Below are 15,819 nucleotides of genomic sequence, written 5' to 3'. Positions count from 1 at the left end.
CGCCCGCAGAGGGCGTTTCACCCACAGCATCGCATGGGCTAGAAAGAGCGACGTTCAGGACGGAGCCCATCCATGTCGCATCTCGATGAAATCGCTCATAATCTCTTTGGTAAGACCAGCGCGGAACTCGGTGCTGTCGAACAGCGCGTGCTGCATAAGGCGAAAGAGCGCAAGATCCTGTCGGAGGATACCAACGCGGCTTTCGTGGCAAGCCAGAGCTTCGGCGACCGTTTGGCCGACGGCATCGCGAGGGTCGGCGGTTCCTGGGGCTTCATCATCGGCTTCATCATCTTCCTGACCGTCTGGACGACCGCGAACACGATCCTGCTGATGCAGGATGCCTTCGACCCCTACCCGTTCATCTTCCTCAATCTGCTCCTGTCGATGATTGCCGCACTGCAGGCACCGATCATCATGATGTCGCAGAACCGGCAGGCGATGAAGGACCGGTTCGACGCGTCCAAGGATTATGAGGTCAACCTCAAGTCCGAGGTCGAGCTGATTTCCCTGCATCACAAGATTGACACCGTGCTGCTGCGCGAGATCGCGGAACTGCGCGCCGATGTCGGTCGCCTGCATGCACAGCTGGAGCGTTACAGGGGAACCGACAATCCACAGTCCTGAACCGCCTGAAACACAATCTTGTTACCCGGCATTCCCCGAGTGGGTGCTACAGCGTGCCTCCCGAAAGTGAGCACAGGTTTCGCGATGAAGACAAGCGCAAAAACAAAGGGCTAGAGCACGGGAAGCGAACCTGAAAGATTGCGACGTGCGCTTTTAGGACAATCCGTCCGATGAGTGAGCATCATCGATGCAACAAAAGATGGACAGCGGGCGTCTGCCCGGCGACATAACTTGGATCGGCATTTTACTGATTCTCGCATCCATCGGACTTTCGATACATCAATGACCGGCCCAACGCGCTCAACCATCGCAGATTCGGGACCAAACCCGGAAGCGGACGCGTTGGTTGCCAACCCGGCGTTCCTCGGCGTCCTTCAAATGGGCGCACGGCATATGATCGAACTCTATGACCGGTTTCCGCGAACCGCCCGTCTGGTTTCCGCCCAGCAAAAATGGCTGCTGACACAGGCCGCCTATGCATTGCACCTGCGGCGCGATCCGGCTGATCCGCTCTCCGGGATCACCGCAGCAAGGCTGCTCGACACGATCATCGATTTCGGCGCGGCGAGCCGCAACACGGCAACCGCCTTCCTCTCCGAATTGCTGGCCTACAAACTCGTCCGTGACGTTCCCGGCAGCACCAGCAAACGCAGTCGCCCGCTGGAGCCGACGGAAGCCAGCCACGAGGCTATGGGCCTTTGGTTTCGGGGCCAGATGCGCAGCCTCGACCTTCTGGATCGGAGCAACCGTGTCGAGATGCTCGAGGCCAATCCGGAAATTTTCCTGCGCGCTCAACCGATCGCCGCCGCGCGGCTGATCGCCGACCGGTCCTGGCGCGAACCGCCGCTTAGCATCTCCTGCTTCGTCTGGACGGAATATGGCGGGCTTATCCTCGACGATTTCGTCTCGCGGCTGGTCAACCTGACGCCGGAAGATGGCTATCACCGGGTCGAAGGCCTACGCTTCTCCGAGCTGTCCACCCACTACTCGCTGTCGCGCACCCATGTGCGAAGGCTCTTTGGCCGTGCGGAGGAGCTCGGATCAATCGTGATCCAGCAAGGTAGAGGCACACGCAAGACCGTTCTGGCGGCTGCATCGTTCATCCTGGATTACCAGCGCTGGCAGGCCGTCAAGTTCAGCGCCCTTGATCAGGCCTATAGCAACGCCGTGCAATCCATCACTGCGGAAGAGGCCTCAACGCGGTCGGTTTGACACGTCGGTTCAGCACCCGGTCAAGCTGAAGCGTTCCATTGCTCAAATCTGGGCAGGTCATCGTTGATCTCGTAGAAATCCCCTTTGTCAGCACAGAAGATGTGAACGCCGGCATCGAGACCAGTCGGGCCGTCGAATGCACCTGCCATGATCGACGTATAATCCTGGCGGTCCGCCGCCCAGAACAGCGCCGAGCCACAGATCTTGCAGAACCCCCGTCTCGCACTGGTACTCGACTGATACCAGGTGATGTTGTCCACTCCCTCTATGTCGATATCCCGGTTGAGAACGTTGGTCGCGGCATAGTAAAGCCCGGTCTGCTTGCGGCACTGCGAGCAGTGGCAGAAAAGTACCTCCCGCAATTGGCCACGCGTGCGAAAACGAACGCTTCCGCAATTGCACGATCCCGTATGTTCGTCCGCCATCTTGATCCCCGAATATTGTGTTGGCCCGGCATTCGGGCATGAAAAAACCGGGTCAGCTTCCTCAGCCGACCCGGTCCTGTCAATTTCAATCCGCTCAATCAAGCGTCAGCAAGGCTGATCAGCCGTTGACGACCATCCGCTTTTCGTCGCGGCCACCCTTCATGCGCTCGGCGAGCAGGAAGGCCAGTTCCAGAGCCTGATCGGCGTTGAGGCGCGGATCGCAATGGGTGTGGTAGCGGTCGGCCAGATCGGCGCCGGAGAGCGCACGCGCGCCACCGGTGCATTCCGTGACGTCATTGCCGGTCATCTCGATATGGATACCGCCCGGATGCGTGCCCTCGGCGCGGTGGATCTGGAAGAAGCTTTCAACTTCCGACAGAATCCGCTCAAACGGACGGGTCTTGTAGTTGTTGAGCGTGATCGTGTTGCCGTGCATCGGGTCGCAGGACCAGACGACCTTGCGGCCTTCCTTCTCGACGGCGCGGATCAGGCGCGGCAGATGCTCGGCGACCTTGTCGTGACCGAAGCGGCAGATCAGAGTCAGACGGCCGGCCTCGTTGTTCGGGTTCAGGATGTCGATAAGCTCGAGCAAGCCATCGCCGGTCAGCGAAGGACCGCACTTCAGGCCGATCGGGTTCTTGATGCCGCGGCAGTATTCGACATGGGCGTGATCCGGCTGGCGGGTGCGGTCGCCGATCCAGATCATGTGGCCCGACGTGGCGTACCAGTCGCCGGAGGTCGAGTCGACGCGGGTAAGCGCCTGCTCGTAGCCGAGCAGCAGGGCTTCGTGGCTGGTGAAGAAATCGGTCTCGCGCAGGCTCGGATTGCTCTCCGGCGTGATGCCGATCGCCTTCATGAAATCCATGGTTTCGGAGATGCGGTCGGCGAGCTTGCGATAACGTTCGGCCTGCGGGCTGTCCTTGACGAAGCCGAGCATCCACTGATGAACGTTGTCCAGATTGGCGTAGCCGCCCTGAGCGAAAGCGCGTAGCAGGTTCAGCGTCGCAGCCGACTGGCGGTAGGCCATGATCTGCCGTTCCGGATCCGGCACGCGAGCCTTCTCGGTGAATTCGATGCCGTTGATGATGTCGCCGCGATAGCTCGGCAGCTCGACGTCGCCCTGCTTTTCGATGTTGGATGAGCGCGGCTTGGCGAACTGCCCGGCGATACGGCCGATCTTGACGACCGGCTGCTGGGCGCCGAAGGTCAGGGCAACAGCCATCTGCAGGAAGGCGCGGAAGAAGTCGCGGATATTGTCGGCGCCATGCTCGGCGAAGCTTTCGGCGCAATCGCCGCCCTGCAGCAGGAAGCCGCGGCCTTCCGAAACATTGGCAAGGGCGCTCTTCAGGCGGCGCGCTTCGCCTGCGAAGACCAGCGGCGGATAGGTCGCGAGCTGCGCCTCGGTCGCGGCCAATGCTGCGCTATCCGGATAGTCCGGAACCTGCTGAATGGGCTTCTGCCGCCAGCTGTTCGGGGTCCAATTCTGTGCCATGTCGATCACCTGTTCCTTGCAACGGTTTCCGCCTCCAGTCACCTCAGCGGATTGCCGCCATCAAGTGCTGCCTGAAACCGGATTCGAGCCATCTGTCTGCGACGCTGTCGCCAATCACCACCCTTCCCCACGAAGACCGGCGATTTTGCGGATGCGGGCTTATAAACGTTAACATGGGGATTGCAAAGCCATTGTACCACCAAAGTGCGCGCGACCGCCACGGCGCTCACAGATTGCGATGGGAGACGGCTCCAGTTCGGGCGCTCAGCCCAGCCGCTGCCCGTTCTTCACCCGGTAGCTCGGGTTGTACATGGTCACCAGCTCTTCAGCGGCGGTCGGATGCACGGCCATGGTGCGATCAAAATCGTCCTTGGTGCAGCCTGCCTTGAGCGTGATGCCCAGCAACTGCGCCATCTCGCCAGCCTCGTGGCCAAGGATATGGGCGCCGACAACCTTGCGATCGGCTGCGTTGACGATCAGCTTCATGATCGTCTTTTCGGTGCGACCGGACAGCGTCGCCTTGATCGGCCGGAACTCGGCCCGGTAGACCTCCAGGTCCTCGAACTTCTTGCCCGCCTCTTCTTCCGAAAGTCCCACGGTGCCGATCTCCGGCTGGGAGAAGACGGCCGTCGCTATCGTTTCGTGATCCGGGGACGTCGGGTTGCCCTTGTATTCGGTCTCGATGAAGCACATCGCCTCGTGGATCGCCACCGGCGTCAGTTGTACGCGATCCGTGACGTCGCCCAGCGCATAGATGCCCGGCGCGCTTGTGCGGGAAAAGGCATCAACGACAATCGCGCCACGCTCGTCCATTTTGACGCCTGCGGCTTCCAGCCCCAGACCCTTCGTGTTCGGAACCCGGCCGAGCGCCAGCATGACCTGATCGACGGTTATCACCCCGTGCTTCTTCGTCTCGGCAGCCAACCGGCCATCTTCGGTCTTCGTGATCGACTGGAGAACGTCCTCGCAGAGAATCTTGATGCCCTTGTGCTCCATGGCCGCGTGCAGGCCGCGCCGCATGTCCTGGTCAAAGCGCGAGAGGATTTCCTTACCGCGATAGATCAGCGTGGTCTCGACGCCGAGGCCGTGAAAAATATTGGCGAATTCGACAGCGATGTAACCACCGCCGGCGATGATGATCGACTTCGGCAGTTCCGGCAGGTCGAAGGCCTCGTTCGAGCTGATGCAGAGTTCATGTCCCGGCAGCGCCTCGTGCGCGCTCGGATGGCCACCCGTGGCAATGACGATACGCTCGGCGGTCACCGTCTTGCCGGTGGAGAGCAGCTTGATCGTATTGGGTCCTGTCAGTTCCGCCCGCGTATGGAGGATTTCTGCGCCAGCATTGGCGAGCCCCTTCTGGTAGAGACCTTCCAGCCGGGTGATTTCCTTTTCCTTGGCTGCAACGAGTTTCTGCCAGTCGAACTTGCTTTCGCCAACCGTCCAGCCGAAACCGGCCGCGTCCTCGAAATGCTCGGGAAACTGCGAGGCGTAGACATAGAGCTTCTTCGGCACGCAGCCGCGAATGACGCAGGTGCCGCCATAGCGGAACTCCTCTGCGATCGCGACTTTCTTGCCCAGGGAGGCTGCGACACGCCCGCTGCGCACACCGCCGGAACCGCCACCAATGACGAAGAGATCATAATCGTAAGAAGACATGCTGAAAAACTCCCGGCGGGGTCATTGGCGAGGGGATGCAGAATGAAGCGACACGCAGGGCACGGTTGATATCCCTGCCCGCCGGCGAATCCCGCGATTGTGCTGCCTGATATAGGGTGGCCAGGCACAAAATGAAAAGCCCGGAATGATCCGGGCTTTGCAAATCGTCGTGATACTATCGCTTTCGCGATTGGTTTTTATTGCGCGGGCTTTTCCGTCGTCGCGCCGTCGATCGGCTGCTGACCGGCGTTGAGCGTCGCGCCGAGTTCCTTGGTCGCAGCCGCATTCAGGTCGCGGGAGACGCCGGCAGCCCAGATATCGGCAGCCTTGATCATTTCGCGCTGCGCGATCGGACCGTCGTTCAGCAGCTTCTTGCCGGCATCGGAAGTGTAGAAGGTCGTGATGGCGTTGAGCTGCTCGACCGTGAAGGTCTTGGCATAGATGGTCGCAGCCTCACGCTCCAGGTCGGCGCGACGCGCAGCCAGTTCCAGGGCCTTGTTGTCGACAGTCGTGGTGATCAGTTCCTGATAGTTCGGCGAGGACTGAATGAGGGTCGTCTTCAGGCGCTCGGCCAGATTGGGCAGGATGTTGTCGAAACCGTTGGTCGCAGCAATCGCGGCAATCGCTGCGCGGGCTGCCTTGATCTGGTCTTCGGTCACTTCCTGTGCCTTGGCCGGAGCCATGACGGCAGAAAGAATGATGGCAGTTGCGGCCACTGTACGGCCGAGACCTGCGAGATTGATCATGTCTTTAACGCTCCTGTCAGTTGACGCCGGGTCCGCGTGCGTCCAGCATCTGCGAACCCCTGCATAATTCAATTTCAAGGCCATCGCCACCGCCTGAAATACAGGCAGTACCCATTGCCGTATACTTTTCCGCGACCGGCGCCTGATCGGCTCCGGTCCAGCCTTTTCAGGCCGCTGTCATAACCCGTGCGCCAGCCGGACCGGCGATAATGGCGAGCGATGCGATGCCGATGAACAGCCCATGCTCGACCACGCCAGGAATGGCGTTCAACTCAGTTGCCAGCGCATCTGCATCAGGAATGCGGCCAAAAGATGCATCCAGAATTAGATGTCCGCCGTCCGTCATGAACGGGCCATCGCCCGAGGAACGAACGACGATTTCGCCCGACAGCCCATGACCTGCGGCAAGTTTCTCGATCGCAATTCGCGTGGCGCCCAAACCGAAGGAATTGACCTCAATCGGCAGCTTGAAGGCGCCGAGTATGTCCACGACCTTGGTTTCGTCAGCGATGACGATCATGCGTGCGGATGCACAGGCGACGATCTTCTCGCGCAGCAGAGCACCGCCGCCGCCCTTGATCAGCCGCAGCTTCGGATCGACCTCGTCGGCGCCATCGATCGTCAGGTCGAGTTCGGGAAGCTCCTCCAGCGATTTCAGCGGAATGCCGAGTTCCAGGCACAGGCGTGCCGTCCGCTCCGATGTCGGAACGCCTTCGATCCGAAAGCCGGCCGCCACCTTTTCTGCGAGCAGGCGGACAAACTCTTCCGCCGTCGATCCCGTCCCGATCCCGAGGCGCATACCATCCTCGACATAGTCGAGCGCTGCCTGGGCAGCCTTGATTTTCATTTGACGGGCGTCCATGCGCCGCGCTCTCCCCAAAATGTGCTCGCCATGCCGGCCGCAAAAGCCACCGACTTCAGTCCGATGAGACGTTTACACGGGCACAACGGCAAACAAAAGCCCAAATAGCGCACCAGACGCAAATGACGATCGCACGCTATCGCAGAAAGTCGCGATTGCTTTTTGTCCGTGCTTCCCCTACCCGGACGACTGATATTGAAAGAACGTTTAGAGGTTTTCTTGTCCGCACCCCTTGTTGTTTTTGATCTTGACGGAACCCTCGTCGATACCGCTCCCGATCTGGTTGCAAGCCTTAACCACGCTGTGGTGCAGGCTGGCCTCGCCCCTGTCACCTATCACGACTTGACGCATCTTGTGGGGCATGGTGCAAAGGCGATGATCGAGCGGACGTTCACGCTGCGGGGCAAAGAGCTGAGCGCCGCCGATCTCGACTGGCAGATGAAGGAGTTCGTGGATTTCTATCACGGATCGATGCCGGGCGAATCCATCCCCTATCCCGGCGTCATCGCCGCCATGGATCGCCTCGCCTCGGCCGGATACGCACTCGCCGTCTGCACCAACAAGCTGGAAATGCTCGCACGGGGCCTGCTGGACGGGCTGAATCTCACCTCACGCTTCGCCGCGATTACCGGCGGCGATACATTTGTGGTGCGCAAGCCGGACGCGGAACATCTCCTGTCCACCATCCGCCTTGCCGGCGGTGATCCGCGGAGGTCCGTGATGATCGGCGACAGCCTCAATGACATTCTGGTCGCAAGAAATGCCGATGTTCGCTCGATCGCCGTGCCCTTCGGCTATTCGGACGTTCCCGTCGAGAGCCTGCGCCCGGACCTCGTGATGCACCATTTTGACGACTTGACGGCTGATCTGGTGGAAAGCCTCCTCGCCCGGACATGAAAAAGGCGGCTCAAGGCCGCCTTTCCAAAATCGTTGATATTTCCGGCTATCAGCCTTCAGCCCGCCGCGCAGCCCGCGTCGCATCCATCGCGCGGTTCATGTACATATCGCGCTCGTAGACGTCGTCGAAATATTCGACCGCGCCGTCCTTGTTCGGCCAGGCGGTGAAATAGGCGACGTAGACCGGGATCTTGTGCGGCACGGACACACCCTTGTTGCGGCCGTCGGCGATTTGCTTGGCGACATCATCCACCGTCGTTCCGAGCACAGCCGCCGCCATCTTGCGCGGTTCAGCAAGACGGACGCAACCATGGCTGAGCGCACGCACATCCTTCTGGAAGAAGCTCTTCGACGGCGTATCATGCATATAGATCGCATGCGCGTTCGGGAACAGGATCTTCAGTTCGCCCAGCGCATTGTCGCTGCTCGGTGGCTGGCGGACCGCGACTGATTTCGTCGATCCGTGCCAGTTGACATCATAGGACGATACCGGCTTGCCGCCGAGCTCGACCTGATAGCCGAGGCGATCGAGGTAACCGGGATCATTGCGAAGCTTCGGCAGCATCTCGTTGATGATGATCGACTGCGGCACGCCCCAATAGGGGTTGAACTCGACGGTCTGGATCTCATCCTCGAAGAAGAACGTCTGGTGCGCCTTCGAACCGACAACGACACGCATCGAGAACTGCTCGGCGCCCTGATCGTGGTAATAGACCTTATAGGCCGGCTGGTTGATGAAGACGTAGCGGCTGCCGAGATCGACCGGCAGCCAGCGCGCCTGCTCCATCGCGACACGCACCTTATTGATTTTGTCGGCCATGCTGTCGCCGCCGGTCAGGATACGAATCGACGCCTTGCCGACAATACCGTCCGGCTTCAGGCCATGCTCCTTCTGGAATCCTTCGACCAGCGCTACGAGTTCCGGCGTGTATTCCGGCGTGCCCTGATAGGCCGAAAGCGTCAGCGAATGCTCGACCTTCAGCGCATCCGATCCCTTCTGGCGAATCGCCGCAACGACATTGGCCAGTTCCGGATTGGTGACGCCCGGCTTTAACAGCGTGTTCGGGGCAATGACGATACGCGGCGCGTCCGCCGTCGTTGCCTCCAGTGCCTGAAGTTCCTGCTTCAGCGCGGCAAACTGCGGGCCTGAGGGCGTCTGCGAATTGAGGTAGGCGGCAACATCGCGGCTGCGGGCAATGTTTTCGAGCTTCGCCGTCAGCTTGACGTCCTTGCGCTTGAAATCATGGTAGCCGGAGATCTTGTTGGGATCGATCCGCCCGCGAACGGTATCGGCGATATAGGTCAGCGTCGCGGCCGACAGGCGGATTTCGAACTCCACCAGCGCCTTCTCACGAGCCGGAAGATCGCTGCGGTCATATTCCTCCGAAGGCAAGGTCACGGCATAATCGAGCGAATCCAGGCCGACGTCTGCGGCTTGGCCAAGCACAGACAGCGCAGCCTTGGCAGCGGCATTCGGGCCGGCATTGTCGATCCACAGGAATCCCTGGTGTTCGCCATAGAATGTCTCGACGGCCTTGGCGACGTCACCGGGAGCGTAGGCGGCGACTTCCGGCAGGAACTGGCGCGCATCGGCAAGCGACGAGCCCTGTGTCGGCGGCAGAACAACAGGCTGCACGGAACCGGTCACAACCGGATCAGCCAGCTTGGCTGTCTCGATGCGGCGCATCGGTTCAGCCTTGTATGTGTAATATTGCGGAGACTTCACCTTCGGCAACGGCTTGGCGACCTGCTGTTTCTGGGCAGGCTGCCCCTGTTCGACGCCCGGCAGCGGCTGGTATTCCTCCACCGCAACAGGCTTCTTCTTGCGAAAGAGATCGAGAAGGTTCAGCGCCTCTGCCTGCTGAACACCAAAGGACGTGAACGCGCACCCGGTCAAAAGGCTCACGATCGCTGCAGTTCTGATCAATTTCATTGGTGTCTATGTCCCTGTATCGCATTGCCGCTATTCGCGGTTCGCGCCCGATGTCCTTCATGTCACCGAGCTTTCGTACTTATAAGAAAGGATGGTGAATGAAAAGCAAACGCCGCCCCTTCAGCCCGCATTCACGGCGTCACAAATCCGTGAGAAGCCAGGCAAACACGAGACGCATCAGAACCCGCAAAAATTTGAATTTCCTGCGGATTTTTTTCGAAGCCCGGAAAAATCAGTCGAACATATGGATTTGCCGCCGGAACAAGAGAGAACTATCCCGCCGATTGTGTCTCGAAAGGCACAGAAGCGCGCATGACGATCACATGCTCGAAACATGTCAATAGACCGCAAGGACACGCGGACACGACGTCCGGCATTTAAACGATTGTAGCATGGAACGAGGTGGCTCAACCCCTTTACAACCCCCCGGCACCTGGGCCAGAGAGAACGGCATCAAGGCTTAGCAGGACCGCCGAAGCGGCCCTATTCACCTTCCGGTTTCGACACCGCATGACGAAAGCAGGCAACACGATGACATCCACGCGCACGGAAACAGATACATTCGGCCCGATCGACGTCGCGAGCGACCGCTATTGGGGCGCACAGGCGCAACGCTCGCTGGGCAACTTCAAGATCGGCTGGGAAAAGCAGCCGCTCGCCATCGTGCGGGCACTCGGCATCGTCAAGCAGGCGGCCGCTCGCGCCAACATGGACCTGAAGCGCCTCGACCCGGCAATCGGCGACACCATCATCGCCGCCGCCCAGGAAGTCATCGACGGCAAGCTCAACGATCACTTTCCGCTGGTCGTCTGGCAGACCGGTTCCGGCACGCAGTCGAACATGAATGCCAATGAAGTGATCTCCAACCGCGCGATCGAAATGCTTGGCGGCGTGATGGGCTCGAAGAAGCCGGTGCATCCGAACGATCACGTCAACATGAGCCAGTCGTCGAACGACACCTACCCGACGGCCATGCACATCGCCTGCGTCGAGCAGATCATCCATCACCTCCTGCCCGCGCTGAAACACCTGCACCAAGCGCTCGAAGCCAAGGTTCAGGCCTTCGCGCACATCATCAAGATCGGCCGCACGCACACGCAGGACGCAACGCCGCTGACACTCGGCCAGGAATTTTCCGGCTATGCCGCGCAGGTCGGGTCGGCAATCGCCAATATTGAACTGACGCTGCCGGCGCTTTCCAAGCTCGCCCAGGGCGGCACGGCCGTCGGAACGGGCCTCAACGCGCCCATCGGCTTTGCCGAAAAGGTCGCGGACGAGATCGCCCGGATCACCGGCCTGCCCTTCGTCACAGCGCCGAACAAGTTCGAGGCGCTCGCTTCGCACGACTCGATGGTCTTCTCGCATGGCGCGATCAACGCAGCCGCAACCGCGCTGTTCAAGATCGCCAACGATATCCGCTTTCTCGGCTCCGGCCCGCGCGCCGGTCTCGGTGAACTGTCGCTGCCGGAAAACGAACCCGGCTCCTCGATCATGCCGGGCAAGGTCAACCCGACCCAGTCGGAAGCCCTCACCCAGGTCTGCGCCCACATCTTCGGCAACCACGCTGCCCTGACCTTTGCCGGCAGCCAAGGCCATTTCGAACTCAACGTCTACAATCCGATGATGGCCTACAACTTCCTGCAATCGGTGCAGTTGCTCGGCGATGCAGCCGTCTCCTTCACCGACAATTGCGTCGTCGGCATCGAGGCCCGCGAAGACAACATCCGCAAGGGTGTCGAAAACTCGCTCATGCTGGTCACCGCGCTCAACTCGAAGCTCGGTTACGACGCCTGCGCCAAGATCGCCAAGACCGCGCACAGGAACGGCACGACGCTGCGCGAGGAAGCTGTCGGCGGCGGCTACCTGACGAACGAGGAATTCGACCAGTTCGTCCGCCCGGAAACGATGATCAGCCCGTCCTGAGATCGTTCAGAACGATGCTTACACACGTCGGGGCAGCGGAAGCGCTGCCCCGATTGCGTTTTCGAGACAGTTACTCACGGATATATCGAATCTTATCGATCCATTTTGCCAAACGTTAAGTCTTCCAAAATGATTTACCCCTAGAACTAGCGGCTGGATATAACCAGGCAACAGGAGCTTGCCATGCAAGCGGCTTCGAACAAGGCGCAGATTCCCGACATCGCAGCACAAGTCACCTATGCGATGCGGATCATGGGGATCTCACCACTCCCGCGCAATTACGAGCTCTATTACGAAGCCTATATCGGCTCCAACCCGAAGCTGACGAAGGAATTGGCTGCACTCGGCAGCCGGGCGACCCAGGAAGAACTGGACCTGATCGGAGAGCGTTATTTCGCCCATCACCATCATGCCGCCGGGGTCGACCGGGTTCACACACATCTCGCCACCGAACTTATCAGCCTGCTGTCGCTGCTCAAGGAAGAACAGTTCGCGCTCGAAAACTACAACCGCGTTCTCGGCGAAACCTTTCAGAACATCAGCAGCAAAAGCCATTCCAGTGCGGAAATCCTGCGCCAGGCGGTGGGGATCCTGACGGAGGCCACCACTGACACGATGAACCTGGGCAAGGAACGGGCGGAAAACGTTTCGCAGAAATCCGTCGAGATGGAGGTCATTCGCCAGGAGCTCGACGAGTACAAGCGGATCGCCAACACCGATTCCCTGACCCGCCTCGCCAACCGGCGGGCTTTCGACGAGAAGCTGGCAGCTGTCTACAATTCGGAACAGCTGCGCAGCTACACCGGCCTGCTGATCGCCGACATCGACCATTTCAAGAAGATCAACGATACCTACGGTCACCCGGTCGGTGACAAGATTCTTGCCACCGTGGGCACTGTCATTCGAGCGAACCTGCGTCGCGACGCCTTCGTCGCCCGCACCGGCGGCGAGGAATTTGCCGTCATCCTCAGTGACAGCGGTGTCGAGGAAAGCATGCAGGTGGCCGAGCGTATCCGCAACGCGCTGGCAACGACGCCCTTCAAGAATTCGAAGACCGGCGTCAACTATGGCCCGATCACCCTGTCCTTCGGCGTCTGCCAGGCCACGCAGGCGGACGACCCCATCGATCTCTACAACAAGGCGGATGTCGCGCTCTATTGCGCCAAGAATGCCGGCCGCAACAGGACCATCCTGTTCGAAGAAGGCATGAAGAAGGACACCGGCAAGAACTGGCTTATCTACCGGAAATAATCCGACTGATATCCCGGGTAAATCGAGGCGCTCACGGGGCGCCTCATTTTGTTTTTGCCCCGTTCCAAAGGAAACAGCCGCGCCCGAACCGATTGTCTACAAAGGCTCCATACAAGGGAGCGCACCGGAATGACCCGGAAAATCTCCCAGATAAAACGGGAGATTAAGACCATGAAGACCATTTTCGCAGCACTGATCGCAACCGCCATCATGGGGACCGCCGCACAGGCAGCCAATGCCGACGGATCCTACGAAGTCGCCTCGCTGCAGTCGGCCACCGCCAATACAGGTGCAGCCCTGGCGCAGCCGGCCAAGGCCAAGACGGCAAAGAACAACATCAACAAGTCGCCGATCCAGCGCCAGTTGATCGCCTTCAATGAAAACGTCGCGCCCGGCACGATCATCGTCGACAATTCGGACCGCCGCCTCTACCACGTGCTCGGAAACGGTGTCGCGATGCAGTACGGCGTCAGCGTCGGCCGCGCCGGCTTCATCTGGACCGGCAGCAACACGGTCAGCCGCAAGGCCGAATGGCCGACCTGGAACCCGCCGGCACAGATGCGCGCCCGCGAAGCCAAGAAGGGCCATTTCCTGCCCGTATCCATGAAGGGCGGCATCAACAATCCGCTCGGCGCTCGCGCCATGTATCTCGGATCGACAATCTACCGCATCCACGGCACCAACCAGCCGTCCTCGATCGGCAAGGCGATGTCATCCGGCTGCATCCGCATGGCCAACGAGGATGTCGAGCATCTCTATGCCGCCGTCACCATCGGCACGAAGGTCATCGTCCGCGACTGAACGCGGCAGATCGGCAGGACTTCAGCGGCAGGCGGAAACGCCTGCCGCTTTTGCGATGGCGATAAGCTCAGGCCGGTATTCGAAATGCATGGTGTCATAGTGATACCACCGGCCGCCCCAGATGAAGCCGTGCCGCTCGAATGCGGTGACGATCTCCATCGGAAACTGATTTTTATATTTGGGTACCCTGCCCGGCTTGCCACCCGACCAGATCCAGTAATCGGCAAATTTGGTGTTGATATCGATGGCCGCACCGAAGCTGTGAACCGACATATTCGATGCTCCGGCGACCTTGCGCCAATTGAACGTGCCTGCCGACGGAGACAAGTATCGCTTGAGTGCCGGCCTCGCCACGAGTTCGTCGCGTACCTTCTCAAGCGCCGCAGCCGCACCCTGCCTTTTCGTCACCCTGAACCTCTGGCCGAACCACGCGACAGATACCAGCGAGGCCTCGACCTCCTTTGCGGAGACGCCATAAAGCCGCATCATCAACGCGTCGCTGCGAATGCGGCCGGGGTCGTCATTCACCCCTGGTCGGGTCTCGCACGCGCCGACCGGATAGATTTGCGACAGGCTGTCCTCGATGTCCCCGGTGGCGAGCTTGGCGAAATGATCTTTCTCCTTGCCATCATCGATCGGCAATGATCCGCCCTCACGGAATTGGATCACCCCATTCGCGCTGCCCGCAAGTGTCTCCGGATAGGCTGCAATCAGCAGGTCGATCTTGGCGGCGAGATCGAGTTCGGTCGCGACAGCCGGCGATACCGAAAACCATAGTGCGACCGCGATACCGCCGAACGCTTTCCGGCTAATCGACCGTGACATTGAGATAGTCGCCGTCCGGGCCGCGAAAAATCTGGACATTGATCAGCGCACCGCCGCGCACCAGGTCACGCGCCGCCTGGCGTTCGATCGTCCCGTACTGGATCATGCGTTCGGCCTTCTCGCGATTCTTCGCCGAGGAGAAAAAGCTGTCGCCCTCGTCCCCGGGCTGGGAGATCCCGTAGCGATGATAATTGGCCCGGTCCTGGCGGATCACCTGCCAGGGCGCCGTCAGGCGCTCACCATAGGAGTTGTAGAAGTCTTCCTCGCCGATATAGGCGTTGTATTCTTCGACCAGCCTGTCGGCTCGCGCGGCACCCGCCGAAAGTCCGATCACGGTCACCGCCGCGAGAAACAAGACACTGCGGAATTTCATGATCACCCTCCTCGAAACATGGACAGTCAGACCCGTCCCCAAACGTGATACATAGCGTATCCGCCGATGGAAAAAACGTTTCGGTGCAGGGTTTTATTCGGCAGGCAGGGCCTGCCTACCACATCGTCTTGGCGGCACGTTCCGGCCATTCCCGGTCATAGGTTTCCTGGTCGAAATCCGCTTTCGCAGCTTTCAGCAACGTTCCGGGTGTCGGCAGGGTTTGCGGATCGACGAATCGCCCGGCGTTCCAAAGCTGCGAGCGGATCAGTGCACGGGCGCACTGGAAATAGACTTCGCCGATGGTGACGATGATGACACTGCGCGGATGCTTGCCATCGACCGTGAAAGACGCAGTCAGGTTCGGATCAACGCTGACGACGGCGGTCCCATTGATCCGCATTGTCGTCGTCGAACCGGGAACGAGGAACATCAGCGCCACGCGCGGGTCACGGACGATGTTGGCAAGCGAATCGACCCGGTTGTTGCCGCGCCAGTCAGGCATCAGCACGGTCCGGTCATCGGCAATACGGACAACGCAGGCATCATCGCCACGCGGCGAACAGTCGAGCCCCTCCGGCCCGACCGTGGCCAGGGCCGCAAAGGGTGAGGCCTCGATCATGTCGGCATATTCCCGCGTCAGCCGGGTCGTCACCTTGACCACCGATGCCTCGCTGGTGCCGCCATAGAGTGCGTTCAGTTCCTCAACCGTGCGAATGATCGTCATGCATCTTGCTCCATCCGTTAAAGCAGTGCTTTCGACGGATAGCATGACATCCTCATGACGAGGTGCGAAAAATCC

General features: G+C 60.1%; 16 protein-coding genes. 7 read left to right on the top strand and 9 right to left on the bottom strand.

All coding sequences use genetic code 11. The features are described 5' to 3' along the window. Positions 1 to 72: 72 nt before the first annotated feature. Both ASG68_RS20765 and ASG68_RS20760 read left to right on the top strand, forming a co-directional pair. Positions 73 to 624 (top strand): DUF1003 domain-containing protein, encoded by a 552-nt coding sequence (locus tag ASG68_RS20765; protein ID WP_062580583.1) that lies wholly within the window; start codon positions 73 to 75, stop codon positions 622 to 624. Positions 625 to 1,017: 393 nt separating this feature from the next. Then, positions 1,018 to 1,836, top strand: coding sequence for a hypothetical protein (locus ASG68_RS20760; protein ID WP_244484292.1), 819 nt, complete (start codon positions 1,018 to 1,020; stop codon positions 1,834 to 1,836). 20 nt (positions 1,837 to 1,856) lie between these two features. On the opposite strand, the gene ASG68_RS20755 is transcribed toward ASG68_RS20760, so the two are convergent. From ASG68_RS20755 to rpiA, 5 genes are all read right to left on the bottom strand, one after another. After that, positions 1,857 to 2,261 (bottom strand): GFA family protein, encoded by a 405-nt coding sequence (locus tag ASG68_RS20755; RefSeq protein ID WP_062580931.1) that lies wholly within the window; start codon positions 2,259 to 2,261, stop codon positions 1,857 to 1,859. Between the two features lie 118 nt (positions 2,262 to 2,379). Next, entirely contained in the window at positions 2,380 to 3,753 is a 1,374-nt protein-coding gene (locus tag ASG68_RS20750) for a class II 3-deoxy-7-phosphoheptulonate synthase (protein WP_062580930.1), read from the bottom strand. Positions 3,754 to 4,017: 264 nt separating this feature from the next. Next, positions 4,018 to 5,409, bottom strand: a complete 1,392-nt coding sequence (gene gor / locus ASG68_RS20745) for a glutathione-disulfide reductase (RefSeq protein WP_062580577.1) — start codon at positions 5,407 to 5,409, stop codon at positions 4,018 to 4,020. A 197-nt stretch (positions 5,410 to 5,606) separates the two neighbouring features. Beyond that, the gene (locus ASG68_RS20740; protein WP_062580574.1) at positions 5,607 to 6,155 is read right to left on the bottom strand and encodes a DUF2059 domain-containing protein; all 549 of its coding nucleotides are present in this window, start codon (positions 6,153 to 6,155) and stop codon (positions 5,607 to 5,609) included. 166 nt (positions 6,156 to 6,321) lie between these two features. Further along, positions 6,322 to 7,017, bottom strand: coding sequence for a ribose-5-phosphate isomerase RpiA (gene rpiA, locus ASG68_RS20735; RefSeq protein ID WP_062580571.1), 696 nt, complete (start codon positions 7,015 to 7,017; stop codon positions 6,322 to 6,324). A gap of 219 nt (positions 7,018 to 7,236) precedes the next feature. Here rpiA and ASG68_RS20730 point away from each other — a divergent pair, with 219 nt between their 5' ends. Further along, entirely contained in the window at positions 7,237 to 7,914 is a 678-nt protein-coding gene (locus tag ASG68_RS20730; protein WP_062580569.1) for an HAD family hydrolase, read from the top strand. Between the two features lie 49 nt (positions 7,915 to 7,963). On the opposite strand, the gene ASG68_RS20725 is transcribed toward ASG68_RS20730, so the two are convergent. Further along, positions 7,964 to 9,847 carry a L,D-transpeptidase family protein gene (locus ASG68_RS20725; RefSeq protein WP_062580567.1) on the bottom strand — a complete coding sequence of 628 codons (1,884 nt, stop codon included), beginning with the start codon at positions 9,845 to 9,847 and terminating at the stop codon, positions 7,964 to 7,966. Between the two features lie 94 nt (positions 9,848 to 9,941). On the opposite strand from ASG68_RS20725, the gene ASG68_RS31550 reads away from it, so the two are divergent. From ASG68_RS31550 to ASG68_RS20710, 4 genes are all read left to right on the top strand, one after another. Beyond that, the gene (locus ASG68_RS31550; RefSeq protein ID WP_156373749.1) at positions 9,942 to 10,163 is read left to right on the top strand and encodes a hypothetical protein; all 222 of its coding nucleotides are present in this window, start codon (positions 9,942 to 9,944) and stop codon (positions 10,161 to 10,163) included. Positions 10,164 to 10,357: 194 nt separating this feature from the next. Continuing rightward, positions 10,358 to 11,770, top strand: coding sequence for a class II fumarate hydratase (gene fumC / locus ASG68_RS20720; RefSeq protein ID WP_244484291.1), 1,413 nt, complete (start codon positions 10,358 to 10,360; stop codon positions 11,768 to 11,770). 183 nt (positions 11,771 to 11,953) lie between these two features. Next, positions 11,954 to 13,021 (top strand): GGDEF domain-containing protein, encoded by a 1,068-nt coding sequence (locus ASG68_RS20715; protein WP_062580564.1) that lies wholly within the window; start codon positions 11,954 to 11,956, stop codon positions 13,019 to 13,021. Between the two features lie 171 nt (positions 13,022 to 13,192). After that, positions 13,193 to 13,822, top strand: coding sequence for a L,D-transpeptidase (locus ASG68_RS20710; RefSeq protein WP_062580561.1), 630 nt, complete (start codon positions 13,193 to 13,195; stop codon positions 13,820 to 13,822). Between the two features lie 21 nt (positions 13,823 to 13,843). Here the strand turns inward: ASG68_RS20710 and ASG68_RS20705 are convergent, their stop codons facing one another. From ASG68_RS20705 to ASG68_RS20695, 3 genes are all read right to left on the bottom strand, one after another. Further along, positions 13,844 to 14,647, bottom strand: coding sequence for a M15 family metallopeptidase (locus ASG68_RS20705; protein ID WP_062580558.1), 804 nt, complete (start codon positions 14,645 to 14,647; stop codon positions 13,844 to 13,846). Beyond that, a complete protein-coding gene (locus tag ASG68_RS20700; protein ID WP_062580555.1) occupies positions 14,631 to 15,020 on the bottom strand; it encodes a hypothetical protein in 390 nt (129 codons plus the stop codon). Before ASG68_RS20700 ends, ASG68_RS20705 begins: the two co-directional genes overlap by 17 nt. Positions 15,021 to 15,135: 115 nt before the next feature. Next, positions 15,136 to 15,744 (bottom strand): pyridoxamine 5'-phosphate oxidase family protein, encoded by a 609-nt coding sequence (locus tag ASG68_RS20695; protein ID WP_062580553.1) that lies wholly within the window; start codon positions 15,742 to 15,744, stop codon positions 15,136 to 15,138. Between the last annotated feature and the right edge of the window lie 75 nt (positions 15,745 to 15,819).

This window comes from Rhizobium sp. Leaf453, assembly GCF_001425605.1.
Taxonomy (GTDB): Bacteria; Pseudomonadota; Alphaproteobacteria; order Rhizobiales; family Rhizobiaceae; genus Pararhizobium.
Note: the sequence above shows the minus strand (reverse complement) of the source record. Positions and strands in the feature narration are given on the sequence as shown.

What these genes read in the sequence shown, in the direction of transcription:
- ASG68_RS20765 (WP_062580583.1), top strand. Translation starts at nt 73, where the DNA reads ATGTCGCATCTCGATGAAATCGCTCATAATCTCTTTGGTAAGACCAGC.
- ASG68_RS20760 (WP_244484292.1), top strand. Translation starts at nt 1,018, where the DNA reads ATGATCGAACTCTATGACCGGTTTCCGCGAACCGCCCGTCTGGTTTCC.
- ASG68_RS20755 (WP_062580931.1), bottom strand. Translation starts at nt 2,261, where the DNA reads ATGGCGGACGAACATACGGGATCGTGCAATTGCGGAAGCGTTCGTTTT.
- ASG68_RS20750 (WP_062580930.1), bottom strand. Translation starts at nt 3,753, where the DNA reads ATGGCACAGAATTGGACCCCGAACAGCTGGCGGCAGAAGCCCATTCAG.
- gor (WP_062580577.1), bottom strand. Translation starts at nt 5,409, where the DNA reads ATGTCTTCTTACGATTATGATCTCTTCGTCATTGGTGGCGGTTCCGGC.
- ASG68_RS20740 (WP_062580574.1), bottom strand. Translation starts at nt 6,155, where the DNA reads ATGATCAATCTCGCAGGTCTCGGCCGTACAGTGGCCGCAACTGCCATC.
- rpiA (WP_062580571.1), bottom strand. Translation starts at nt 7,017, where the DNA reads ATGGACGCCCGTCAAATGAAAATCAAGGCTGCCCAGGCAGCGCTCGAC.
- ASG68_RS20725 (WP_062580567.1), bottom strand. Translation starts at nt 9,847, where the DNA reads ATGAAATTGATCAGAACTGCAGCGATCGTGAGCCTTTTGACCGGGTGC.
- fumC (WP_244484291.1), top strand. Translation starts at nt 10,358, where the DNA reads ATGACGAAAGCAGGCAACACGATGACATCCACGCGCACGGAAACAGAT.
- ASG68_RS20715 (WP_062580564.1), top strand. Translation starts at nt 11,954, where the DNA reads ATGCAAGCGGCTTCGAACAAGGCGCAGATTCCCGACATCGCAGCACAA.
- ASG68_RS20710 (WP_062580561.1), top strand. Translation starts at nt 13,193, where the DNA reads ATGAAGACCATTTTCGCAGCACTGATCGCAACCGCCATCATGGGGACC.
- ASG68_RS20705 (WP_062580558.1), bottom strand. Translation starts at nt 14,647, where the DNA reads ATGTCACGGTCGATTAGCCGGAAAGCGTTCGGCGGTATCGCGGTCGCA.
- ASG68_RS20700 (WP_062580555.1), bottom strand. Translation starts at nt 15,020, where the DNA reads ATGAAATTCCGCAGTGTCTTGTTTCTCGCGGCGGTGACCGTGATCGGA.
- ASG68_RS20695 (WP_062580553.1), bottom strand. Translation starts at nt 15,744, where the DNA reads ATGACGATCATTCGCACGGTTGAGGAACTGAACGCACTCTATGGCGGC.